General features: G+C 45.2%; 17 protein-coding genes, 3 tRNA genes and 6 pseudogenes. 9 read left to right on the top strand and 17 right to left on the bottom strand.

The genetic code is table 11. The features are described from left to right. Positions 1–449 precede the first annotated feature (449 nt). A complete protein-coding gene (locus CNE01S_RS25785; protein ID WP_255212420.1) occupies positions 450–578 on the bottom strand; it encodes a hypothetical protein in 129 nt (42 codons plus the stop codon). A gap of 565 nt (positions 579–1143) precedes the next feature. After that, positions 1144–1220: transfer RNA gene (locus CNE01S_RS14575), tRNA-Ile, on the bottom strand. A 1104-nt stretch (positions 1221–2324) separates the two neighbouring features. Between CNE01S_RS14575 and CNE01S_RS14570 the strand changes: the two genes are divergently transcribed. Then, positions 2325–2633 (top strand): RcnB family protein, encoded by a 309-nt coding sequence (locus CNE01S_RS14570; RefSeq protein ID WP_061277038.1) that lies wholly within the window; start codon positions 2325–2327, stop codon positions 2631–2633. 770 nt (positions 2634–3403) lie between these two features. On the opposite strand, the gene rcsA is transcribed toward CNE01S_RS14570, so the two are convergent. Beyond that, a complete protein-coding gene (rcsA, locus tag CNE01S_RS14565; RefSeq protein WP_061277036.1) occupies positions 3404–4075 on the bottom strand; it encodes a transcriptional regulator RcsA in 672 nt (223 codons plus the stop codon). A 309-nt stretch (positions 4076–4384) separates the two neighbouring features. Between rcsA and CNE01S_RS14560 the strand changes: the two genes are divergently transcribed. Then, a complete protein-coding gene (locus tag CNE01S_RS14560; protein ID WP_061277034.1) occupies positions 4385–4837 on the top strand; it encodes a helix-turn-helix domain-containing protein in 453 nt (150 codons plus the stop codon). Between the two features lie 363 nt (positions 4838–5200). Here CNE01S_RS14560 and CNE01S_RS14555 read toward each other — a convergent pair whose 3' ends face one another. The 3 genes and pseudogenes from CNE01S_RS14555 to CNE01S_RS14545 form a co-directional block, all read right to left on the bottom strand. Then, on the bottom strand, positions 5201–6235 hold the full coding sequence (locus CNE01S_RS14555; protein WP_061277032.1) for a C2 family cysteine protease: 1035 nt from the start codon (positions 6233–6235) through the stop codon (positions 5201–5203). Between the two features lie 604 nt (positions 6236–6839). Beyond that, entirely contained in the window at positions 6840–7076 is a 237-nt protein-coding gene (locus CNE01S_RS14550; protein WP_169799412.1) for a hypothetical protein, read from the bottom strand. A 19-nt stretch (positions 7077–7095) separates the two neighbouring features. Next, positions 7096–7413: pseudogene (locus tag CNE01S_RS14545) on the bottom strand (Rpn family recombination-promoting nuclease/putative transposase); the annotation flags it as partial. A 336-nt stretch (positions 7414–7749) separates the two neighbouring features. Here CNE01S_RS14545 and CNE01S_RS14540 point away from each other — a divergent pair. Together CNE01S_RS14540 and CNE01S_RS14535 are read left to right on the top strand one after the other, a co-directional pair. Next, positions 7750–9105, top strand: coding sequence for a carbohydrate-binding protein (locus CNE01S_RS14540; RefSeq protein WP_061277026.1), 1356 nt, complete (start codon positions 7750–7752; stop codon positions 9103–9105). A 326-nt stretch (positions 9106–9431) separates the two neighbouring features. After that, positions 9432–9977, top strand: a complete 546-nt coding sequence (locus CNE01S_RS14535; protein ID WP_061277024.1) for a hypothetical protein — start codon at positions 9432–9434, stop codon at positions 9975–9977. Here the strand turns inward: CNE01S_RS14535 and CNE01S_RS26070 are convergent. From CNE01S_RS26070 to CNE01S_RS24495, 3 pseudogenes are all read right to left on the bottom strand, one after another. Further along, a pseudogene (locus CNE01S_RS26070) lies at positions 9964–10197 on the bottom strand (IS91 family transposase); the annotation flags it as partial. The gene CNE01S_RS14535 and the pseudogene CNE01S_RS26070 overlap by 14 nt on opposite strands. Before the next feature lie 1083 nt (positions 10198–11280). Next, positions 11281–11745: pseudogene (locus CNE01S_RS25780) on the bottom strand (Tn3 family transposase); the annotation flags it as partial. A 26-nt stretch (positions 11746–11771) separates the two neighbouring features. Next, positions 11772–12088: pseudogene (locus CNE01S_RS24495) on the bottom strand (IS6 family transposase); the annotation flags it as partial. A 527-nt stretch (positions 12089–12615) separates the two neighbouring features. On the opposite strand from CNE01S_RS24495, the gene CNE01S_RS14520 reads away from it, so the two are divergent. Beyond that, positions 12616–13500, top strand: coding sequence for a LysR family transcriptional regulator (locus CNE01S_RS14520; protein ID WP_061277021.1), 885 nt, complete (start codon positions 12616–12618; stop codon positions 13498–13500). A 463-nt stretch (positions 13501–13963) separates the two neighbouring features. Here CNE01S_RS14520 and CNE01S_RS24490 read toward each other — a convergent pair whose 3' ends face one another. Both CNE01S_RS24490 and CNE01S_RS14515 read right to left on the bottom strand, forming a co-directional pair. Then, complete coding sequence (locus CNE01S_RS24490; RefSeq protein ID WP_342747929.1) at positions 13964–14212, bottom strand: ANR family transcriptional regulator; 249 nt, start codon at positions 14210–14212, stop codon at positions 13964–13966. 529 nt (positions 14213–14741) lie between these two features. Beyond that, positions 14742–15260, bottom strand: a complete 519-nt coding sequence (locus CNE01S_RS14515; protein ID WP_061277019.1) for a hypothetical protein — start codon at positions 15258–15260, stop codon at positions 14742–14744. A 701-nt stretch (positions 15261–15961) separates the two neighbouring features. On the opposite strand from CNE01S_RS14515, the gene CNE01S_RS14510 reads away from it, so the two are divergent. From CNE01S_RS14510 to CNE01S_RS14505, 3 genes and pseudogenes are all read left to right on the top strand, one after another. Further along, positions 15962–16285: a hypothetical protein gene (locus CNE01S_RS14510; protein WP_138089308.1), complete on the top strand. Its 324-nt coding sequence runs from the start codon at positions 15962–15964 to the stop codon at positions 16283–16285. A gap of 587 nt (positions 16286–16872) precedes the next feature. Beyond that, a pseudogene (locus tag CNE01S_RS25025) lies at positions 16873–17227 on the top strand (IS3 family transposase); the annotation flags it as partial. A gap of 179 nt (positions 17228–17406) precedes the next feature. Beyond that, positions 17407–17640, top strand: coding sequence for an ANR family transcriptional regulator (locus CNE01S_RS14505; RefSeq protein WP_245874545.1), 234 nt, complete (start codon positions 17407–17409; stop codon positions 17638–17640). Between the two features lie 1937 nt (positions 17641–19577). Here CNE01S_RS14505 and CNE01S_RS14500 read toward each other — a convergent pair. From CNE01S_RS14500 to CNE01S_RS14475, 6 genes are all read right to left on the bottom strand, one after another. Further along, the gene (locus tag CNE01S_RS14500) at positions 19578–20108 is read right to left on the bottom strand and encodes a C1 domain-containing protein (RefSeq protein ID WP_061277014.1); all 531 of its coding nucleotides are present in this window, start codon (positions 20106–20108) and stop codon (positions 19578–19580) included. Between the two features lie 833 nt (positions 20109–20941). Further along, a complete protein-coding gene (locus CNE01S_RS14495) occupies positions 20942–21466 on the bottom strand; it encodes a hypothetical protein (RefSeq protein WP_138089307.1) in 525 nt (174 codons plus the stop codon). Between the two features lie 469 nt (positions 21467–21935). Beyond that, positions 21936–22010: transfer RNA gene (locus CNE01S_RS14490), tRNA-Gly, on the bottom strand. A 4-nt stretch (positions 22011–22014) separates the two neighbouring features. Then, positions 22015–22090, bottom strand: a tRNA-Thr gene (locus tag CNE01S_RS14485). A 414-nt stretch (positions 22091–22504) separates the two neighbouring features. After that, complete coding sequence (locus tag CNE01S_RS14480; RefSeq protein ID WP_096754232.1) at positions 22505–24043, bottom strand: EAL domain-containing protein; 1539 nt, start codon at positions 24041–24043, stop codon at positions 22505–22507. 268 nt (positions 24044–24311) lie between these two features. After that, positions 24312–24527, bottom strand: coding sequence for a hypothetical protein (locus CNE01S_RS14475; RefSeq protein WP_138089328.1), 216 nt, complete (start codon positions 24525–24527; stop codon positions 24312–24314). Positions 24528–24723: 196 nt separating this feature from the next. Between CNE01S_RS14475 and CNE01S_RS25775 the strand changes: the two are divergent. Further along, positions 24724–25044, top strand: a pseudogene (locus CNE01S_RS25775) (tyrosine-type recombinase/integrase); the annotation flags it as partial. Positions 25045–25350 lie beyond the last annotated feature (306 nt).

The raw sequence follows: 25350 nt of genomic DNA, 5'->3' as shown, positions 1-25350 counted from the left end.
AAAATTATTCACAGTGCCCATAAGGTGACAGATGCCGCTTTGAGGTATGGGAGTGCCAGTAGTCGCTGAAAATATCACTACAGGTGGTCCAACCGCAGAGGTGGCAGCACTTAATAACATGAGAAAAGTGAGATCTGATCATGAAAATACTGGGATATCCGTCATCATGGAGAACTCAGTCAATGTACGATGCTCGCTGGATAGATGTGGGGACACTGATCTGTTGGAAGCCGGATGCTGTATTTCCGCAGGTCCGGTTCTGAGGAAGGGTCCGTTTAGATAACCGGCGGATCAACTCACCCACACAGCATTACTGAGCGTGGAGTGTGATGGAAACCAACCCTGCACCAGCAACAGCCCCGGACGGTCAGCGCCGATGACGCTTGCATCACAAACTCCCCTGCCTGCTTCAGTAGCTTCAACGCCCGTAGTGTACGTCACCACCGTACTCACCGCAGCGCAATGTCGTCCGCCAGCGTCAGGAACATCACTCCTACTGCCCCATCTCTCACCGGGTGCGCATAACGGTCTTCTACCTGCGCCGTCAGCGTCACCACACTGTCCACCGCTGACATCATGTGCCCATAGCAATAAATTGTCTGATTGAGTAGCAGTCACTGCCCATGTTTCAGGATTAGTTTTCAACAGTGCGTTAAGTTCTTTCCTTGTAATCAGTCAGTCAAACAAGTTGATGAGGATCATTGTTGCTTAATATCTCTAACCGAATCCCCACAATCCCGTTATCAGCCGCATCGATGACACGTACAGTAAATTAAAAGGCTTCCACAAAAGTCGCTGTTTGCTGGATATAGTGAAAAGAATACTTTCAGCGCCGCTACGCTGATCGACTCCGCACTGCAGGTAAGTGGCTGCATCGTTGAAAGAACTCGTAATGTCATCGGTCATTGCTGTATAGCTCAACGAGCCGAACCTGTGGCAGACAGCAACAAACTGCTACAGTCAGTGAGCTCTGATACAACAGGATGAGATAACTAAAACCCTACAAGCCACATCATTGACATTGCAATGGTATCTGCATTACTGAGAAAGCGTGCCCTCTCTCACATCGTGGTTTAGTGTAATTGACTGTATTTTTTGAATCTTTATTTGTACCTGGCTAACGCAAAGCAGTGGTATCTTATTTGGTCCGCCACCGGGGATTCAAACCCCGTACCCTCAGCGTATAAGGCTGATGCTCTGTCCTGTTGAGCTAGTGGCGGTATGTGACAATACCAAAAAAATGGAGCCCTCTTGTATATTGTCGAATGCTGTATGATGAGATCTACCGGGGATGGCAGATGCCTGTAAGCGAGGCCAGGCTCAGTTAATCTTTCAGTATCATGCCGGTAGCCTCAGATGTTATGACTTTGTTTTTCGAGTTTATGCCGCCCTTTCTGAAGTAACTATTTCCGTAGCGAATCTTTTCCGCATCTGTCTGATTTCGAGGGGCTTCAATCTGCAATTACAGCACCAGCTTTCTCGACATTCCCGCCAGCACGGGAACCACATCAGCCTCAACAGAAGATCGTACCACGTCGCTTCTGGCACAGAGACTTTCACCTCCATCAGCCTCAATCAGCATGGCCATAGCCGACAGTAATAAAGAGGATACTGACGGTGAATTTCATTCTGGTCCCCCTGATAAAACAGTAAAACAATTCAAGCGCCGCCCTTCTCACTCGAGGGCCATCAGAGCCCCATTACTCTGGAAAAACATCTATGACATCCGATGATCAAACAGGTTTTCTTGCGCGCTAAGATCCGGATAACACGACGCAGTGCTTTCAGGGAAAATACTGTGTGCAGGGAAAATAGTACGCAGGGTGCGGGTGCGAGTGCGCTTTTCCGTCACTCCGGGCTATCCCTTCTTCGCAGATGAAAAAGCGCACACGGCATTTGTCCTGCTCATTGCGCCGCAAGGTGTTGCACAATCAACGGACCAAATGCTACGTGCACAACCGTACGGTGTAAACCAGGTACCTCTGGGATAATTTTCAAGATAAATATAAAAAACTGATCCTGATTAACTGGGCACCGCTGTTAACCCGCGCGGCCTGGAGCACCGGACAGCAACACAATCTCCCTCCGTGGGAAAAATAAGGTTGTCTCTTTTAGTTTTTTTTACGAAATCCGCAGCCAGACAAGAATACTCTTAATTAACAACCAAAAAAATAAAGTTATGAAATCAAAATCATAGCACTAAATCTGTTCTTTTTATTGCCCGCATTTTATCTAAAATCTTAAAACACCAGGACTTCCCTTCATTTTTTTCTCTTAATCTGCTCGAATAACCACGGAGTCAATACTGTTTCATGAGAAATACAATGAAGAAATTAACTGCTTTACTATTCCTTTTAATGAGTGCGGTAAGTTACGCCAAAAGTTCCACACTTTACGATGTCGATCATTTCCGCGCAAATTATCACGAATACAGGATTGGTGATAAAGCACCCGACCTGTTATTCAGCGCAGGTTATAATATCACTGCATGGAAGATCAGACATCTTCCCGCTCCGTCGAAAAATACTTTCTGGAGCTATATGGAGGGTACATATGTGTTAGTCGATAAACATGACCATAAAATTTCCCGCGCCATATCGTCTGATATTTTCTATGTAAAAATGCTGGATTAGCAGCATTTTTACACAAAAAAACACATATAAACTTTGAAGAGCATAACCTTATAAAAATATCAAGATTATCAATGCTTGGTGGTGTGTGCCTCAGGCATTAGAGGGTCATTCAGACTCATAATAACGATTAAGTGCGTTGTAAGTACAAAAACAAAAGATGGCTTATTCGCTAAGGAGATGAAAAAAAATACTCTTTTGTTTTGCCCGTCAGAGCATAGGCCATGCCAGAAATTATCTTCATGTCAACGCTGCCATTCAGGTTGCTACCGGTGCAAAAGATCTGTCGGATTATGTTTCTTCGTCACAGCTACCTGCGTGTCTGCCGATGGTACACAGGATGACTCAGGATCCTGCACGCCTCTTCACATTCAGTATACCTCCTAGTATTCATCACGTTAACATGAAAATCAGTCAGAAAAGGTCATCGGCGTTACTGTCACACTGCCGCAGACTTCGCGCCAAATATGCCCTCTGAGTCAACTGATGTCCCTGCCCGGCCGGCTTCGATTTCGTGAGACATACCATCCAGACACCCTATGTACAGAGAAAAATGGCCACGGTGCTCCCTGCATTGAGCGCATCCGGCACATTAAGGCAGGCTTGCATCGGGACATCTCCCGGAGCGATCCTCTTAACCGCCAGGCACACATCATTCAGCCTGATATTCCGTATTCCTGCGATAGAGAGAGGTTTCCTCCAGGGTAGCAACACAGCCGCCACGGCCACTACATCGGAAGAAACAGGGCGCGGTGCAAAGCCTCAGTGATGTCTTATTTCGATTCCTCCAGGGAACGGCGCGGGTGAAAAGACGAAAGCGCCGGGCATCCTTTCACCGATACACCACTGGTAATGCTATTGATAATACGGATAATATGAAACATAGTATGTTTATTGGTCGCTTTGATTTTTATGTTTATGTTTGATTTATGAGAGAAAACCGTTTTTATTTTAATATTCATCATCCGGGATATTTGCTCCGTGCTGCAACCCGCGGCCCACATCTGCAAAACGCAACATTCGGAACAGCTCAAGGAAAAAACCGGAAACTTTAGTTCATCAGAATAAGGTGAATTATAATCTCTGTAGTCTGCCAGTAAACGATTCAGTCCTTCAAGAGGCAGTGCTTTTGATGTTATCAGGACATTATTTCTCACCCATAACCAGTGCCCCATAAAAGAAAGATCAACAGACATAAAAATAATAAAAAGCGTATTTTTATATTTGTTTATCATTTTTTTAACCTCAAAACAACACTCTTCATTATGAATGAATGTTTCTTCATTTAAAAATACAACCTGAGGTTTTTTTTCAATAAAAACAGAAGAAAGGCAGGTCATATCATCAATATTACACACCTTAGTTCCTGTCTTTTTTTTGCCGTTGAAATAATATTCAATACCAGCTTTAGTATAATTACACGGATCCATTACGATTACCGACATCGCATACTCTCATCATATTATGCCCGATATGATAATTATATATCATGTATCGTACATTTTAATTTAATAGTAACCATTTGATTTTTATTGATACAGCTTTTCACAATGAAACAGAATAAATCATTAAACGATTACAATGATACACTCTCCTTTCTTCATACCTTATTAATTCCGAGCAACAGGAAACAAGATAATCCCTGGTAATATTAATAACACTATTACTATGACAATCATTCTGAACATGAATTAAATCCCTCCTTCAAATATTGTTATCGTTAGGAAAGGGAATGAACAACAGGAGAGAAATGAATGAAAGAAGATATATCATGCACTATTGATACTTCATCATCTGACATGTTTAGTGAAGATCAGGCATATTTAATTAAAAACACTCTGCATCTGACAGAAAAGGAATTTCAGTTATTCTCACTTTTGCTACAAAGAAAAGGTCAAGTGGTCAGTCATACCGACATAATTAGTTTCGTTTGGCCTGAAAGAAGTGCCGCAATCTCTAAAAACAATATCCTGCAGCTGATATTCAGATTAAGAAAAAAATTGACTAAAAAGGTTAATTCAGCCTTAATAAGAAACATCTCCGGACAAGGCTATATGCTCGAAACACCTTCAAAAAGAAACAATGATTCACCAAATACGAAAAGAGAGGATATATTAAAAAAATACAAATCTTGTCGGCTGACACCCCTCATAATATTGTTAGCACTACTCATTTTGGGAGTATTTTTTATGTTATTTAAGTCATGATCTCATCATATACACGTTTACTTCACTAAAATAAATGAGGATGTAATAAAAATCATCTATTTTATTTTAACCTGATTGTTATGCTGCCCGGTTCAATGTCTTATAAAAACACTTCCCAGGCTGAGCGATATTGTAGCCGGGCTCGTCATAACTATGTAACTGCCTCCGATGAACTCTCCTTATAATGACGAACAACGGCTGGCCCCCAAAGGACACCTTCTGTAGCAGCTGATTTCGCTCAGGAAATAGTTTTTGTTTTTAGAGAAGGAGATCAACCTGCTATTGCAGAAATGACTACGGAACCCCTGAAGATTTAATCTTAAGGGGTCCCCCGGCGAAGCCGGGGGATGATTTAGTAAACATTCATTTTTGGATTGAGTTAGAGTGCGCAATAGATTTTAAAACAGCAGGAAGTTTGGCACTCAAAAATAGCTCGCTTATTTTAGGAATATCGTGACGATAGTAGTCGTAGGGCATCCAGAAAGTTTTTGGTACTTCTTTGCTACCAGACAAGCTCCGGAATCGGTCTCTCTGGAAAGTTGCTTTTTGCACAGCATCCGGCACGGAATCCCATTCTTTACTGTTTGGCGAAAATTCCTTTTCATAGTTAGCTACGTTCCATGGGTTGTGAAGCCGTACCAGCTTAATATTATTCCATTCTGCTGCATCTATCACTGCGTAAGCATGCGCTGAAACTAAATACTTTGTATTTTTATCGCTTCCCGTGCCCTGATAAGTAGCATGGCCTTTTTCATGAAATATTTTTTTGAAATATTTATTCCATACATCATTTTTATTGGCATCTGTTATTTCATGGTTTTCAGTTGAGTCAATACCAAAATACCCCTCAAAACCACCACCTAAATTTTGATATCCACCATTAATTTTCGCAAATGCTTTCTCAATAATGTAGAACCAAAACTCATTAGAATTAACCATATCCGAATAGGATTCTCGAGGGAAATCATCATCTACAAGAATATATAATATTTCGCCTTCACTAATAACTCTGACTGAATAGAGTCCCATAGGGTTATATATAGAAGGATAAATAGAAGAAAATAATAAATTGTGTCCTTCCGGATGAACTGATATTGCGCCAATCGTACTGACAAAACCACAATCACCAAGCTTTTCTTGTTCAAAATCGATTAAAGAAAGGGCTTGAGTATATAGCGCAGGAGCATTTGCAATTTTGTTGATCCTTGCATGATGATTAATTACACTATCACTCCATGACTTTGGTAAAAACGTATCATCAACAATATATTTTTTGGAATCCAGTGCCTGTCGTGTCAACAATAACACAGGATCTTTCTTATAAGCTACACACTTATTCAATGAAACTGGCTGGCAACTTTCCAACAGCTCTTTGTAAGAGCTGAGGTTCACCGACATATCATAATCTTTCTTGAAGTCAGGGTTTGTTAATACGCTTGACCATGCTTTTTTCCCGGAGTTCCAGATATTACGGTCAGGTGAGTCAGGCTAGGAATCAGAATTAGTTACACTTATGTCTTGATCTTTAAAAAAAGGGGTACTCATCAATAAATCCTTTACATTTGAAATTAAAATTAACTAATATTTTAAAGAGCATTATTTGCTCTAAAAACATATTAAAACAAATATGAAAATCAAGATGTTAAAAAAATTTAAGATCAGATGAATTTGTTATGAGGGGTATAACTTCGGAGCAGTCTGGCAGCTGCAAATCAATATGTGGCAGAATTGATTGGTGGGGGCACTGAGCAGGATAGTTCCGGGATGCGTGCCTGATTCTCATTTTTTGTTCAACACATTATCCCTATTTTTCCCCGTTATGATAAAACTCGGCTGTAGGCGGGGATTTTTGCTGCGGTCAGGCAGGGACGAATAATCAGAGGTCACTTGCAGTCGGGGAGTCATGCACAGCGTGCAAAGTGATCGGGAGGAACAGATTATGGGCATGAAGGAATGCCGAGAGGCTGTAAAGGCTATTAGTGAGCAGATGCGGTATCTGACTTCAGAGGGCGTGGCGGCGCTGGCCGCTTAGTTTTATGGATTCCGGGCCCTGGCTGCGGCCCCGCTCAAGTAAGAGGGTAATATCGGGGAAAACGTTTTTCTTCTGCACGGTGGCCAGCCAGCGGGTGAAAAACAGATTTTCAGCCCAGAGCGTGCCGGCCTCACCCTTCTGGCGCGCCAGGTGAGAGAGTGCCGCGATGGTGCTCTCCGGTGACTCTGCGTCCATGCGTTCTGACAAGGTGTGTCCTGAAGAAAGGTTAATGGCGGATTTGGGCGAGCTCGTCCGCCGGCAGACCGGTCATTTTCATCACTGTGTTACGGTCGAGTCCGTTCTGCAGCATCATGCGGGCAACGTCGAGTTTGCCTTTTTCAATCCCACGTTGTTCACCGGGCTGAATACCCTCAATGCGGCCTTCCATGCGTCCCTCCTCAAGGCCCTTCTCTTCCAGTTTCTGTGCAGTTGTCATAAAAATGTCCTCATGCTGCGGTGGCCGGCGGGCCAGCGCCTGCAGGAATACTTCAGGTCTGGCTGTATCTCCTGTCTGTAGCATCCAGTTCATCAGGGCGATCAGTTTCATCCAGTTCATGGTATACGGCCAGGGCTGTCGGAGCCGTGGATGAACAACACCGGAATAACCAGCTTCAGCTCCGGTTGGCACCTCCATGCTGCGAAGCGGCATTCAAAAATCCTGGATGTACTGTGATTAAACTTCGTTTTTCCTGGACAGAAAACAGGCGGATTATTTTTTAACAGCGGATACCGCCCAGAGAAATGCAACAACGAGCAACAGACTGGCTTCAAGCAAAAGACAGTGCTCTTTCTGGGGTTTTACCTTCCGTTAAACCCGTGCAGTAATTTCATTATCAGGAAATTATTGCACTATCTACATTTACGAATATGAGTCCCTGCAATGACTACAAAATTAACCCCATTTATTGATGTTACCGTAAATGCAACCTGGTCAGACTGGCAGAATTTTCCTGCTGGTCGCCCGAATGCACTTTATTCACAGCAGGCTGTCCAGTGGGATGTGGATGGCCTGGTCCTTGGCTTTCTGACCCTATCCCCTGGCAATAAAGCCTGTTGGGCAGCACAAGACTCTATGCCTTTAGGATGGGCCGTGCCGCTGGCTGAAGAGCTAAAAACAGCAAACCGTAAAGTCATTGTGGCATTTGGTGGCGCTGCGAACCCGGATATTTCAACATCTTTCTCTGTCCCGGAGTTACAGGATACATACCAGTCGGTTATTGACCTTTACCATGCAGATGGTCTGGATTTTGACCTTGAAAACGGGTTGTATGACGCGACAAAAATTTGCCAGGCGATAGCCGGTATTCAGACGCGCTACCCCCAGTTGCAAATTTCCTTTACGCTTCCCGTCATGCCAGATGGATTAACCGCCACAGGAATTGATATTCTCCGGCAGGCTCAGGCTGCAGGCCTCGATTTTGTGGTTAACGGAATGGCGATGGACTATTACAATGATACAGACGATGCCGATATGGCCGCTTCGGCAATCAAAGCTGCCACCAGTATTAGTGATCAACTGAAAACTCTTTATCCTTCCGAAAATAACCTTATGTCCCGGGTTGCTGTCACGCCAATGATTGGCATGAACGATGATCCGAATGAGATGTTCACTCTTGAAAATGCCGATCGTGTCGGGCAATTTGCGAACCGTGCCGGCCTGTGTTTCGTAGCCATGTGGTCATTCAATCGGGATAATCCATCCTCGCTTGGCCATGCAGATGCGGTCAGCAGCAGTAATCCGGAACAAAAAGTGTCGGGGGAATATACTCAGCGCTTCCGGGCTGCCTTAACCGATGAGCCTGTCATCCCTGACGATGCCCCTGCGGCTCCGGAAGGGTTGATAGCCAGTGACCTGAGCTCAACATCTGTTACGCTGACCTGGAGTTCCTCAGCAACGGATGTCAGTTCGTATGCAATATTTCGTGATGGTGAGCAAATAGCCCGAACCGAATCCATGCGCTGGGCGGATACATCACTGACGCCCGCAACGAAATACGTCTACTTTCTTACCGCGATTGATAGTAAGGGCAATCAGTCAAAACCAGGCGAACCACTTGCGGTGACTACCGCGCAAAGTTCACCGGATGTTTATCCGGAATGGGAATCGGGTATTTTTTATTCCCGGGGAAATGGGGTTTCGTACAAAGGTAAACATTACCTGTGCCTTCAGCAGCACCTGTCAATTTTGACGTGGACACCGGATGAAACCTATTCTTTGTGGGAATGTATTAATTAGGTAAGCATAAATGGGTCAGCTCATAATACGTGTATAATGTTGGCGCAGCACATCCCTATGCCCCTGGCTGCAAGCTGCGGTGGGTATTCGTCAGTGAGTTCATCAAAAACCTTCGTTTTTGTGAACTCAGATTTTACGTGAAAAGGCGGCATAATCGCGTCGACTACCAGTCTCAAAAACTGGATTACAGAATCAAAGTTTAACTTTTTAAAAAATGATGAGTTTGTTGAACCATAAAAGGGTGATATTTCAATTATCTGAAATCCTATACCAACAAATTATATGTACTATGAGCTGACCCGTATACCAGAAAGGACACGTATTCCGTGAAATACACTTTGATTGCAGTTTCAGCTTTCTTGCTTTTTTTAACCAGCCGGGTCATCGCTGAAACCCGGTGGAAAATCGAGAAGCCATACCTGAACAACCCGCTGACTACAGCCACCATCGAGGGGGTGGGCGAATACAGAGGGATATCAGGAAAAGTTTGGCTCACTCTGTCCTGTCGAAAAGATGCGCCACCTGTCCGGGCGACGTTACAGGCTGAAAATGCACTGGCAACACAGTTTCCAACGGGAGTTTTTGAAGGCCCCGGCGCGACGGGAGAAAAGGCTCGCCTCGTGAGTGCAAGAGTGGGTAAACAGACCTTGCAGCGGGCCTGGTATTCATCCGGATCGTTTCAGGAGCATAACGTTTTTGCATGGTCGTTTGCCCTGCAAGAAGCAGAGCTGAAGCGTTGGATAAAAGCGACAGACTCTTCACTCACTTTCTATGTTGAGGTTCCAGCTAAAGAGGTGACCCGACTGACAGCGGTATTTACTCTTCCACCAGTGACGGGGCCGCTGCGCCAGGTTGTGATTCCCTGTATGTAGTGAAAAGTGCGACAAACAGGCCAATCTCAATCCCAAGCTTTTCGGCACACTTCATCAATTTCCTGGTCACGCAGCAAAATAAGTCGTTGAGCAGTTACTGGCGAAGGCGGGCCAGAGTTTGTCGGGGATGGTGAAGGGTTATGTGCTACCATCCGCAGCCGTGCAGAATATGCTGTTGCTCCGTAATCCATTGTTCAGTGGCCTTAATACCGCAGGTACTGCTGTCCTGTCGAAAATACTCTACAAAATCGAAGTGAGCCTTATTTCTGACATGATTAGTCTGCTAACGAATAAAACTGTTTCCAGACTGCAATATTTTCTGCACGGTGGAATGGTCTGCATCAGCTCCGCGTTCTTCCAGAAGCTCTTCAATATTGCGATAACTAAGCGAATTGGCAAGCCTCCACCGTACGGCCATCAAAATGAAATCGCTGGGAAAATGACGACCGTTGAAGCTGAGCATTTTCCAACCTTAAGCTGGAGTCATGGCTCAACAGTATAACTCTACCTTTGTTTTTTCGACAGAACCCTCTGGCCATCCGGGCACCAGCGCCATCAATTGCCCCAAAGTTTTTCATGCCCTCCTTCATTTAATTTCAAAAATAATTCAATGTCCGGAAGTGATATTTACTCTAATATCCTCTTCATAAAAATGTGCCTTCATACAGTTTTTTATAAAGAGGATTTTTGTTTATGCTGTGTCAGCACAGATCTTTTTGAACTATACGCCGATAAGTATTAACACGTCAGCCATGAGGTGGTACTGAAAAAGTGCACGTGTCGCCAGTGCAGGTAAGTCTGTTCAACCTCTGATGGTTTGGATCAACGAAGGCTACCGTTTCTTCTATCCCGTGCTCCCGACATTTGACAAGTTTTTTGTGACCTTAACATGCGTGTTGAACTGAATGCAGGAGATACCGGACTGGTCTGTCAGCAAATAACACCCGCACTAGCGATATCGTCTTCGCCGTCGGCAAAGAGTCAGGGATTCCCGCTCTTTATGACACTCCGATTGAGAAAACGATTACTATGCAGTAATGAGGGCAGGAAATATTACATGCCCACCCGAGCGCTGGCCCGTAAGTCAGGCCTGGATTCGAAAAACGTCACGGTTAGCAAAAGTGAAACTGTCAACAGAGCTCAGGAGCCGAGGACACTCATGCCCTGGCGCATCACATTCGCCTATTGAACGACCTGATATTTAGCGGTCAGTAAAAGGCATTTCCACTCAGCTCACAACCGGGCGGCTTAACCCAGAATAATAAAAACCGACCTCCCACGTCGGTATTTTTACGCCTGAAACTCCCGTTCTGGCATCTATCTCAAGCAACAATGCCGTCAAACCTACCGGCGGGAGCAGTTGTCTGACCCGATTGTTATGGCAAAATTAATGACGGTGGCCCCTCCAGTTTTTTCACGCTGCTGATGGTCAGGGAAGGATATTTGCCGTCTTTACAGATATGGACTTCCGTATTTCCTTCAAAACGGGATGAGACTGCTTTCCAGGATTCATCCCGCTGTGACGCCAGCTGTTATCCGCCTTTATGTCCATCGGTGGGATGTCCCGGCGCCCGGAAAATGAGGCTCCGCAGAGCCTGCAACTCTTCGCCCTGCAGCAACTTCTCGCGGCGATCTCCCCAGCGACTGCTGTTTTCAGCCAGATGTTCCGACGTCGCAACACATCCTGAAGGCGATCCCGCAGACACAATGAATAACCAGCGCGTTGAATCCGGCTCCCCGCATCATCCATCAGGCGTTCCCAGGGGCCAAAACCAGTACGCGGCTTTACCGTTAGACATAAAAATCGTCAGTACGGCCCCTGATGTCGAAGGCCCGGTACAAATACGCCCAGCGGCTATTGACCTTCACGTAGGTTTCATCCATGTGCAACGGGCAAAGATCGGAAGGGTTCCGCCAGTACCAACACAGCCGCTGTCTATTTCAGGTGCATAATGCTGAACCCAGCGGCCAACCGCGGAGTGATCGACGTTTACTCCTCGATCGGTCAGCATCTCCTGCAGCTCACGGTAGCTGATGCCGTATTTGCAGTACCAGCGTACCACCCACAAAGGGATGTCACGCTGAAAATGCTGACCTTTGAATAGGTTTATATCCTGCTCAAGCAAAAGGGAATGATAGTTTTATCACCACCGACTATTTTCGACCCAAGTCTATCAAAACTAATTAACAAATATTTTATAAGAAAAAAATAAACTCACCATTAAAAAACAAATTACAGCGTTGTATTTAATGTATTGATGTTACGAATGCATAGCAGCAGAGTTATATTTTCTCAGAAAAAAACAAGTGAATGTACATATCAACAACCAAATAACTTACTATGTAGAAAAACAAATCATGAACCGCTAAGCCGTGGTTCTTCGGAAGAGTAAAGCCATCACATAAAACTAAATTATAAAGCAAAATATACATTTACATCTTTAAAGCAATCACTAAGGGATATTTAAAACTAAACATCATATAAGTTAAAGGTTTTTATTCTTTTTGCGTATTCACATCGGATAAGCTTGCCCCGATATTAAATCTTCGACTTTAATCGTGTTTTACGGAACGGTTATCCTGCCAATGCTCGTGAGTCGTTGATACTTTACACATCCAGTTAATGGGGAACTTGAGTATGTCTAAACTATCATTAGATGTCATGCAGCTGCTTAACCTAATCAAAGAAACCGGCTCTTTTTCTACAACCGCAGAGAGATTACACAGGACACCGTCGGCAATTTCATACCGGGTATCCAGTGTTGAAAAGCAACTTGGCATTAAACTCTTTAAACGAAACGGGCCCATCGTTGAATTAACCAGAACCGGTGAGACCATCGCATCAGAGGGGGAGTGGATTCTAAAAGCGGTCGACAACCTTGAAAACAGTCTGAACATTCAAAATAAAGCCGCCCCACTGATTAAAATTGGTGTCAGTGAATCATTCGCCGTAAAAAAATTTAGTCAATATCTCTGTGATTTTTTGAATCATTACCCGGATGCAAAATTAATCATCCAAAAAATTAAAAACGGGGATGAATGGCAACAGCTGATGAGCCACAACATAGACATTGTGATTTCTGGAAATCCTTGTCCGTCAAACATGAATGTCAAAACCATGCCAATGGGCACCAATAAGTTAGTTTGTTGCGCCACACCTGAATACCTGAAAGCCTACCGGGAAAAAAGTAAAAAAACAGGCCATGAACAAGAAAATTGTATCGTCATTAGCAATTCAAATTTTGACAGCATCGTAAAATATAGTATTCCTTGCCTCAGAATGAACAACAGGGTCATTGTTGACGATATGGCAACACAGATTGATTTAATCAAAAGTGGATGCGGGTTTGGTATCGTCCCCCTATTTTCCATCAGAGAACTGTTAAACAATAATGAACTAAAGCTTGCAAACATTGAAAATGAAATAGGCTATGAAATGATTTGGACCGGCTGGACTGAAGATAATAAATCCCGTCACGTAAAATGGTGGGTGGAGGTCCTGAAGGAAATTTGTATCCACTAAAGGCGGACCTAATCTGACTCAGAGAATATCATTTATCCTCCTGCACCGGATCAGAATCAACGCCACGCAGGACGTCCCCGTTCCTTGTACATCCGGCAGCGAAAACATCCCAGCCAGCAAGACAACGGGCAGACCATATGCATGTCATATCCACAATGTCGACCAGGATGTCATGATCCAGCGGCATTCTGGATCCTGGTGGGTATTCGCACGGGAATATGCAATCCTGGGCAGCGCGCTCATCAGCAGAAAAAGAGACACGCTGCCACAAAATGCAAGCACAGTCTGGTTTACAGGCGCAACTAAAACCGAAGCAACGCTGCGGAAACATAGTGTGTGGGACTCGCCACAGGATATGCATACCGCGCCCAGGATGTATTGATACTACACGCATACTTTCGGTGTCGTCGCATTATAAGGTATCGTGGTTCGGCCTTCTTTTAAAACACTAAAAACCAGGCAACTATTGGCAGAGAATTTTGCTTCTTTCTTTTTGTTTCAGGCAAAATTCGGCTCGTTTTTCACTCCAGTATTGATTAAGTGCGTTGCACGATACACTCTGTGCGTTTGCCCAAACTTTTGCAGCCATCGTATATTCTGCCGCTTGCTCCAGCTGTAATGCCCGATTTGCGATTTGATAATACGCCTGACATTCATGTGTTCGAACAGATTCCGAAGAGATCTGAAATGCAGCTGAACTTGATGTATTCACGTGAAATTATATTCCCATTATTCATAGCTTTTGGATTAAAAATAATCTATGCTTTAAGACTTGTCTAAACGTTAAGACAAATATATTAAATTTCTTGCAGTGTGCAAAAGGGGTTTTGGTGCGCGATCATATCTTCCTGAAGAAGATATATTTTACACTGAAAATAAACTGATGTTTATTTTTTTGGAAAAACCATAAAACACACTTCCATTAAATTCTTTCATAAATTCGACTTGATAACCACTCATCTTGTTTTTAGAATTTTCTTAATTACACAGGCCACGACAAGCTGAGAAAAATATTGACACCGGTAGAGTTTCTCTCATAGCAAAGCGATAAAATAACTCATAATTAGCCTTCTGACTAACCCGCATGCCGGTATCTTAGTCATGCGCTCGTTATCCTCAGCAGCGCCGGGCCTTTCTGAAGGCAAACATTCTGTGGTTCTGCCTGTTGCCACGGAATTGAGCCATTGACTCAGTCCAGAGACCAGGCATAAAGTTCGCATCCTGCCAGGTCTGGTTCGCGCTTACTGACTGAACCAGTTAAACAGTATAATTTTTCCTCCTGGGGCGAGAACATAATGCTGCGGGGCTACATCTGGCGCGGTTATCGCCCGGGTGTTGGCAAGAGAAAGGTCGTTTCCTTCCCGTCGCATGGTCGTTATTCCTTCAGATGAGTAATCTACATTCAGTGCAAAATAATCGATATAAACACTAGCGTAATAGTGTTTATCCAGTGTAATGGATATCGAAGTTTTATCCTGCGCTCGTTTCCCTGTAATTTTATCATCGATGCTAATTGAGACGTTTTTGACCAAGATGACAGTGTCATCTCCTGTATTACTTTTTCGAACAATACACTTATCCGGCGCAGATACTGTCAACGTAGCCGGATTGATTGCATACCCTGCTGGTTCCCGCTTAACAATCCAGTTTTCAAATTTTATCTGACAAGAGGTATCTGTCGCCCTTGCGTCTAATGGTATGACTGCCATAAAAAACATGATAAAAAGGCTATTCAACAATCTGATAACTGCATTTTTCATTTAGATCCTCCCTTTTTCTAAACCTCCACGCAATGAAAGGAGAGGATTAAATATCACGTTTTCTTGATCTGATCCCGGCTCCACTAGCACAAAAGATAAATTGATCAGCATTGAAAAATCGGCGGGCAGTTGAGAGGTGGTGATATGTTTATGGCCGCGCCTCTTTTCGTTCAGAGCCCATCATCACAGCCTAAAACCACAATGTCAATGTGGTATCAGGTTCTGTTCTGAGTCTCTCCCGTCTATGATTTCTGACAGCGCTGCGCCTTCAACGATTGTTGGCATACACTCTCCATTTCCTTTCAAAAATCTTCCCCAGCACCGCTTTGCCGCTGCCAGTACAGAGGGCGCGCTGGTTGGCCATTGCGATACAATTGACGGCCCCCTGTCCTGAAGAACGGGAATTCCCGGAGGCATTCTGATGAAAATTTCGGAGCAGGTAAGCCATCTGCAGAGATCAACCGATACATTTCGTATCATGACAGGTCTGATTTCAATCTACGGGGAGCTTGCGATGAGGCCACGGGTCATCTGATTTATTTTCCGCCCACGACAGCAACTGAAAAGAATTATCCCAAAAATATCGGATTCCGGCAGGAATATACATGAACCACTCCTTCAAAATGGTAGAAATTTAGTGATGGTGTTTAAAGTATGGACAGCATGATTTCAGTAGTTCAAACCAGAAACAAAGAGGGTCTATGATGAGTCTTTCTCAATTAATCGCAATAAGTTTGCTTTTCTTAAGCGGGGGGGTATCCGCACAAAATTGTCCTAAAATCATCTCTGCGATCAGCCACGGAAAAACCATCGCTCAGGTTGAAGTTCCCACTACAGTGGGAATAGAAGTATCCGGAGATGAACAGAGCGTCAATGCGGACAACACGCTCGTGCTTTTCAAAGGGGATTCAAAACTTTCTTTAACCTTCCCTTCTGGAGAAATTTTGAAGATGCAGTCGGATAATATCACCATCAGATCATGTATACCTGATTCGACCACAGCGCAAAAGCAGGCGAAACCGTAAGTTCCACAGTGCTCATGGCTTCAGCCTGGTTTTCAGTGAGCTTACCCCTGTCCCTCTGAAAAGAGTTAAGGGGGAAAACGATTTATCTGCTCACCCCTGAGTGGTTCTGAAAACCCTGACGTGAGATCCTCCAGAACAAAAATCACGATATTTAAGTCCTTATACGGCCAGCTCAGTTGTTGCTCTCCCGCATTTTTAATGCCATCAGATTATGATGTGCATCAGTGCTGTAGATGTCGAGCATCAGCAGATATCATAAGTGACAACCACTGATATCCACTCTCCCATTGCATCGTCTCAACCTCAGTTGCCAGGAAACGTTCACGCTGCGCTCGACTTTTTTCAACTACTCACCAGTCCCCGTTGAAACAACTGAATCGCCACGCGTTTAACAGACATCCCAGAGTCATTTAAAAGGTACGCATGCGTAGTCTGATGCTCAGGCCGGGATCTGCCGATTCCAGAAGGAGATAAAGCGGGTTACTGACGAGCGGGACATATCAAAAATCCGTGGCGTACTTCGCAAAGCTGTGCGACTGAGGTACGCCTTTATCCGTGACAACTCCTGTTGTTGACCTGCTCGTCTACTCTGCCGGGCGCTGAATGTTCATCCGGGTGGGTTTTACACCTGGCTTCAACAGCCGTATTCACCCAAACATCAGGCGGATCTCAGGCTGACAGGACAAATCAAACAGTTCTGGTTGGAGTCCGGTTGCGTTTATGGCTATAGCAAGATCTATCTCGGCCTGTGAGATAGCGGGCAACAATGCGGGATTAATCGGGTCTGGCAGCTAATGAAGCGCGCACGAACAAAGAAAAAATCTACAGTACGCGGAAACAAGCCCGCAGCGATGTTTTTGATTACATCGAAATGTTTTATACAGTAAGCGTCGGCATGCTTCGAGCGATCAGATGCCACCGACGGAATATGAAAATCAATATTATCAACGGCTCATAAGTGTCTATGAATATCCGTGGCGACCCAGAAATTCATCATATGATGAATCTATTTTTCTTATCATGAATAAGAAAAATGGCAATATATCATACATCAAAGGAGAGCAAGCCCTATAGGATTCATCTTATTAATGCACATTACATACAAAGAAGAGGAAATTGTCGTGTCTGAACTCTGGCCGCCCGCAACAGTCTCTGGTGAAACACAGACCCAACATCAGCTTCGTGACAGTCTGGCTTATTATCCCGAAGCACGAAAAGCGATTCGCCTCGAACAGGCGGGGGATTATCTTCAGGCGAACAGGGCCTGGGAAAACGCTTACCGTGTATCATGCCATAAACTCAATCAGCAGTGGAGTAAACAACGGGCAGAATTTTGTATGAAACAAAGTGCCTGAGACAACCTCTGGGCTTGTAGCCTGAATCGGGTATTTGCTGGTAAGTGCTCAGCTCATACCCTATCAACACCCGTGCATCGTTCCAGATAAGAATTCTTCGACACGATGAAGGACCCGTCTTCTAAGTCATCGGGCGTACTGCAAGCCACGTTCTGAAAACACACCTGCCAGCTTGAACGGCTGCTGGCAGGTCCGGCTCTCCGCCAGACGTCAACCCGAAAGACGTGCTGTTTTTCCTGCCAACTGCGACTACGTTGATAACCAGCTCTGCTGGCGCCATGGTTTGTCTGCACATAACCGTCATAGGAAGAATACTCTTGCCCACTGCATCAACGGAATAACCAAAACATAAAGCTCACCGAAGTAAATTTTTGGATTTTGACAGACCAGTCATTTCGTAAGGTCACTGCAGTGCCGGGGGCCTCCCTGGTCAACCATGTTTCGCATGTTCTGATACGAAAAACAACCATTTCGCTCCGCCACACAGGGCGATTCACTCCGACAAAATAACCCTACACCTCACGAAGAAAAGACGACAATACCGCGAGATAATTCGTGTTCACTATCAAGAAAAACTCCGGGTTCCGATCGCAGGCATAAGTTGTACATAGAACGAGCGCGCGCTGGCCTGGCGAAAAATCGTACAGAACACATCAAATGATGAATATCATTTCGATAATTGCCCGTGACCATATCAATGAATTATAATTTGCATCACGTATTTGGCTAAACACTAACCTCACGTTTTAAGCTGTCCACACAAAATGTTTTGAGGCCAAAGTACGCTTTCCAGCTACGCGCCCTTATGGATGAAATGAAAAACCTTCATTAAATAGCCAGCAGGTATTCAACCTGCATCATCAGTGCCATCTAACGGATGGAATCTGCGATAATCATCATTATACATGGTCATAAAGGCACAGGTCTGGCTCTCCGCTGGCAGCGTGTCTTTTCAGTCCTTCGCGTCGAACTATCGCCAGTAGATCTGTCCCTGACGAAAGCAGATTTACACTTGCCTGGTGCACTATTCCGACACCGCTCTTACTAAGAAAAACAACGTGCTGTTTCCACACACAAGCAGTACATAAATAATCACTGGGCGGGCCGGCAGGTACAAAACACTCATTATCAACCGGATAGGTGCCCAGGGTATTGATTTAATGAACGTTTTCATCTCTTCACTTGTCGTATGAAAATAAAGTGGTTGGCACCTGCTTGCCCACGAAGAGTATCACCTTGCGGTCGATCGCAATCAAACGTAATAATTTCATGCTTTATCAACGATAATTCAAAACGATATGCCCTCTGCACGGAAACGTAAAAAGGTCATAAAATGCGCCTCCCCCTGCAGCGACAATTGTCTGTCTGGATGCAGGTTTCACGAAATGTACAATGCTGTCTGATAGCACGGAATATCATATCGTCAACAGCCCGGCACACGCGGGCAATGCGCGACATTAAGCCGGTGCCGGCTGACAAAAACATAAAATTCAGCGGTAGCGCTCCCTCATTGCCAGTATCCGACGCGATTATCCGCATAATGTTGCCAGTGAAATCTGCAGAAACTACACCATGATTGTCTTTGGGGAGCTTAAAGGTAAGCAACATGCCAATATCGACGATAAACACGGCAAGCAACCGGGTGAAATGTCAGCACTATACTGACCATGCAATACTGGGGCTGTACGGGTATGACATACGCCATAATCTCGAGTACAGACCAGATATACGTCTACTGCGATCGTAAAGCGAAAGAAAAGCACCTGGCGCAAAGTAAACCGGGGATACCAGACAGGCAGAGATACCGGGAATGTCGGTATTAACGGTGCAGGTAGCATTTTAGCTGCAGGACATGCCGTGAGGAACCTCATAGCCAGGCTTTGGTTGCACACCGCAGAAATCCCCGCCCGCAGGGACGGGGAGGATATCAACGTTTCTTAAGGCCTTTGGCTGGTGGACGTCCTCATTCTGTGCCCTTGATGTTGAAGACACTTCTTAATTTCCTTCACCACCGGTTGAAAAACACCCTGAGTAATCTCCTCATCAAACCAAAAGTTCTTGAGCAAATCTCCGTTCTGGTCGGCGAGCCTCACACGTAATATATCCACAGATACCCAAATAGAACACCTGAATACTTTAGAAAAGTTTTCAGTTGAATGACATGCATGATCAACCAGCATTTTTGCATTGATACAAAAATTGAGCTTCATTTCATTGTCCATCTTTAGACCGATATATCCTATTCCCCAGATAATATCCTGTTTAACTTCCTCGCCTATCTGAATAGTAGAGAACTCGCTCGTATATTCCGGCCTGCCACGCCGGCGGGTAGATGGTCTTCCCGGCAAAAATTCGTCCATGGTATAATCAGAAACCAGCATTGCAGCCGCAGACTGAAGTAAAAGTTTATATTCACGGGACTGGCTTCTTTTTTTCCTGTCCCGGTTTACATGAAAAGACTCGCCCACAGTCACCTCCTTTTTTAAAAGACCAGAGTGTTGATACCTTGGTTGACAAAAAACTGAAGCCCCAGATATATCGAAGTAAAAGCCGAATAATTAAAAAAATCGGAACTTTCTATATTAAGTTTATTCTAAGCATTGTCACCCGCATACCACCGCTCTCAAAAAAGAATATTAGCCAGAGAATACACGCATCTTAAATATATATGTGAATGAGGAAATAGAGACAGCGCGAACCAGCGCATGAAATATCTAAAGAATAAACACACCATATTCTGCACGATGTAAATCAAAAAATAATATTGCGAGGCCTTCAACAGAAGGCTGATCAATACTACTGCATAATGCATACTTACCAAAATTGTTAAAAAACATCAAACACTATAGATCCTTTATTATAAAAAATGACAATCCATTGAACGTAAAAAATGCTCCACACACCTTCCCCTTGCGCAGGAAGAGAAGTCATTGGGAATTTCCTTTAAAATACTATCAATACAGTCTACTAAATTATAAAAATTTATAACCTGATCGCTACCCGGCCCTGCCGGGACAGGGCCTCCATTATGCTGTCCCTCACTTTTCTGGCCACTGTGTAATTTTTGGCCCAATGAGAATCATCGTTCCGATCTGTGTCAGTACGTAAATCAACGAGATGTTCTCCCTGAGAACAGAATGCCGTGACGCCTCAGGCGCTCAGACTATTCGGCCAGGCGTCTTAAAGACTTCAGCATCACGTCCAAATTTTTCTTCATTTACCCTTTTCGCCGGTTTACTCTCCGGTGAACGATTCCATTCATTGCCTCGCCGCGTACAAAACCGTCGGCCTTTCAAACGCTTCACGGGTGTACCTCTGCCTTTTGTAACTCGGCCCTTCTTTGTCCAGCATGAATATATCTTCGAATTTCATCAACAACAGGCCGAAAAGTGCCCTGACCAACCTTTCTGTCTAACCAGAAACACTGGATCAGAGAACCATCGAGCTCTGCCAGTTCAAATGCCAGGTGGTCTCCTGCTGCCCAGATAGTGCACCAGAATATCTGTTGGTGAAGTTTCGGCAACGCCTTTTTCGTACTAACGGAGTAGTCTGCCCGAATGAAAAAATCCATTTTCGTCGCGTCATTGATCCGGAGACTAAGGTAGCATACGTCCCATTTAATACGTCCGGCTGACATCTGGCCAATATGAATAGACTCATCATCGATATCCTGTTCAGGATATCGATCCTCACAAAGAAACGAACAGGCTACATAATCAAGATAGTCAGCAATAAATGTTGCAACAGCCGATTGAAGACTGAAGATATATCGGCTAAGTGACCCGGCACTTTTTCGCATTGAGGGGAAATAACGATTCCCTGCCATAAAAGTTCTCTCTGTGACTTAAAAAGAAAAGTTTATGGTTGCCGCTTTTTTCAGGCTATTGCTAATCGCACAACCTTCATAAAATTAAGAACTTTCTTTCATGCGCGAGCAATTTATTACAGTTAACATCATCGGCATAATGATTTTTTATGTCAACGAATGACGATACGAGTCGATGACATATTCGTTTTCTTCCCATCATTCACAGCTAATGAATCCAGCATATGGCCTCTTAAGCTCTTAAGCTAAAAAAGCCAGCGCGATATATTCAACAGACAACAGATTGAGGTATGGGCCTTCTGAATCATAAACCCGCACGAAAAATAGAAAACCGGAAGACATACTCATGGCTGCGAGTAAACTATCATAGAAATGTTCAGGCTTCGTAATAGCGATGTACGCGAAAAATCACTGGCAGGCGGACATATACTGCCGGCTGGACCGGTTTCCCACATGTAAAACGCTGTGCTGGAGCGGCCAGTGGGAATCGAACTCACATCATCAGCTTGGAAGGCTGAGGTAATAGCCATTATACGATGGCCGCATTCTGGTGCCGACTACCGGAATCGAACTGGTGACCTACTGATTACAAGTCAGTTGCTCTACCTACTGAGCTAAGTCGGCGTAAAAGATTTCGTCAAGGGCAACGCTCTGTCCATCTGCGCTAACAATACGTTACAACGACAAAACAATGTACGTTGCCGCCCAATTTGGGAAAAGTATTACCCCGAACAATCCACCAGGCAAATGGAAAATACTCTCGGTTCATTGAAATTTCCGCGAACACCAGCCCGGCCTGGCACTGGCCCGTGCGAAAACAAAAAATGCCCCCGACACCGCACCTACTGGCGGTCCCGCACGGTCCGCTGCTTGTAGTTCCCGTGATGTGTAGTCTGATCAACAAAACGTCTTATCTCAGAGATACCCGGGAATATCTCACTTCCTCCGGCTGAACACAGTCTCTGCCCCTGCCACCGAACATCTAAATTATCTGTCACTTGAACCAACACAGAAATAACGGGGATGACACAAGCGATGTCAGCGTTCCCCAGTGTCATTCTCCCGGACAGACATCTGAGCCAGCCATTTTTTGAAACTCTCTCCAGGAAGAGGTTTTGAAAAAAGATAGCCCTGGTATGCCATATCTCCCTGCTGCCTGAGAAATGTGATTTGCTCCTCCGTTTCCACCCCCTCAGCAATAAGGCCGGTACCGATCCGCTTCGCCAGATCCACAACATTACCTATGATGGCCTCGCATAAATCATTGCGCCCTATGCCAGACGTGAAGAGCCGATCAATCTTAATCAATTCAACGGGGGTGTGGCGCAGAGTCTCCAGCGTCGAATATCCAGTACCAAAATCATCCAGAGCAAACTTGACACCTCTGGCTTTCAGTTGTTCGATTCGGATCCTGACCCGGTCATCACCGGTGATAATTTCACGCTCGGTTATCTCCAGAACCAGACGGATATTGCTGCCAGCCCGCATAAGGAAATACTCCAGATCCGCTTCCAGCTCCTCAGACTGCAGATGACGTGCGCTCATGTTAACGCTGATATAAAACGGGTCAACCGGCTCATATGACATTACAAATTCGTTAGTGATATCTTTGATGAGCTGTCGCGTAAGCGGAATGATGAGCCCGGTTTCTTCGGCCAGTGGAATGAACTGATCCGGAGGAATGAGATTGCTTTTGTGCAGCCAGCGAACCAGCACTTCACATCCGACAGGCACCGGCGGCTCGCCCTTTACAATGGGCTGATAATAAGGGTGCAGTTCATGATTCTTCATCGCAATGGCCAATAATTTTTCAGGCGTCCGTGGCCGGCCAGACCAGACATAGCTGGCGATAGCAATGGCCACACACAACCCGGCAAGGATCATCATTGTAATCCGGCTGTTCCTCAGAGAGACCGCAATGATATCCGTGGTACTGATGTTTGAATAAAGCCGATAGCCGTAAGCCGCAGAGTGGAGCTGTATGTTTTGCTGACGGGGAAACAATGAAGAATGAATGATCCCGTCCTGTGCCATCCACCCCTGTTCGGTCAACAACACCACAGGTGAAAGCTCAGAGGCCGACTCCAGAATATTGCGAATATAATAACCATCCGTGCTGGTATAAAGACCCTCCGCGCCCTCATGTACATGAAACACGACAAAGGGGTGCCCCGGCAAGGTCATGGTCGTGTCACTCAGGTAGAGACGCTTCTCTTCCCGCTTTTCTGTGTCGGGAGGTACCGCGCCGAGCAAAGAGGAACAATAGACTGCCCCCGACTTCGCCAGCTCAATGTTCCCCACATTAGGTGTGATAGCCAGGTAACGACGCAGCTCAGTTATCGTTTGCGATGTGCAGGCCGCACCAACCAACGCCCGCATGGATTGCGCCGACTGATCGACATGCGTTAAAAGAGAATCAAGCTGATGCTGTGCGCGGTCCATGTTGTCATTCTGCTGACTTCTTACCCAATGAGCAGTTTGTGCATAGAGGAAAATCGTTGCCCCAGCCAAGCAGAGGATAAGTACAAGAATCGACAGGGCAATGCGGTATAGGTGGTGTGAGCGAAAATTTTTCATTCGGGTTAGCAACGCGGCTGGACGATAACTGGAAGTGTGGCACATTCTTACAGAATAACCATGCTCCCAATGTTTGAAATCAAAACGCAGGGTTATACGCTTCTTGTGCCGGGTAACATCATAGCAACCAGCCTGATGTTAGTTGGCCACTCATAATAAGCGTTCACAAATAAACAGGCCAGTGAATGCAACCCCCATATTGACCTTAGCAATACCCGTTTGTAACCATTAGCACCGCTCTTCATTCCTCTGACCTGCTCCCCGTTGATTAATACACCGCGATGTTAGTAATGTATTCATAAGCCACATAAGCACACTCCATCGGACCCGCTGCAGTCCTACCATGAATTTGAATTTTGCTATGGCCATAGTGGGCGCAGATACCAGAGGAAATCATCTCCGCCGTCGCCTCCTTCGGCACAATCACCCAGCCATCAGATACAGCTGGCAGCTGCGGCGCTGCGTAAGTAATGGTAACGCTCACGAAGTTTAAGTCCGTGGGCGTGAAGCCACCAGATAAGAGCAAACGATGATCAGCGGGCGCCGCCCTGGCGCCTGATTTCCATAGTTCAGTTTTTAAATTACGGACGCACTAAAGGGTGTAACCGAGCTGAGGTGCAGCATGTCACAGGTCATTTTTAACGAGGAATGGATCACTCGCAGAGAAGACCGGACTTGATGGCCGCACGGAAACCCAACACCTACGCTTTGTTTTTATGCCGCGCATGCGTAAAGGTGAACAAAAACCGTATTACAGCGTATCAAGCATTGGTGAGTGCTGGGACGCCGCTGTAAAACGTGCTGGAGTTCGCCGCCGGAATCCCTACCATACACGCCATTCTTAAGCATGCTGGTTATTATCGGCCAGTGCGAACCCCTCTTTTATTGCTAGTCAGATGGGACATGAAAACGCGTAAATGGTTTACGAAGTCTATTCTGCCTGGATTGAAGAACTGAGCGGCGACCAGGTGAATATGCTTCACAGTAAGCTGGTGCGTTGAAAAAGCTTGCCCCTTACCCCCCCCTTTTGGTTTCAGAGATGGTAAATAATGCAGTTTAATCAACATATTAAATGGAAGAGCAGTACAACCTGAATATACTGTCCATGTCCCCCTTTCTCGCGGACAGCGATTTTCTCGCACGTGAAGAGCAAAACCAGTTGTGTGGGGCAATGGTACCTGTTGCCCATAGCCCCTCCAGCACCAGACCGATGATAATCACCAGGAACAGCATTAACATCGCCCGCATTATTTTTCGACTACCGGATACGGGGGAAAAGACAGACAGGCAACGATCGCAGAGTTTCT

Origin of the sequence: Cedecea neteri NBRC 105707 = ATCC 33855 (assembly GCF_001571265.1) — a bacterium.
Taxonomy (GTDB): Bacteria; Pseudomonadota; Gammaproteobacteria; order Enterobacterales; family Enterobacteriaceae; genus Cedecea; species Cedecea neteri.
This window is presented reverse-complemented; position numbering and strand designations above follow the sequence as displayed.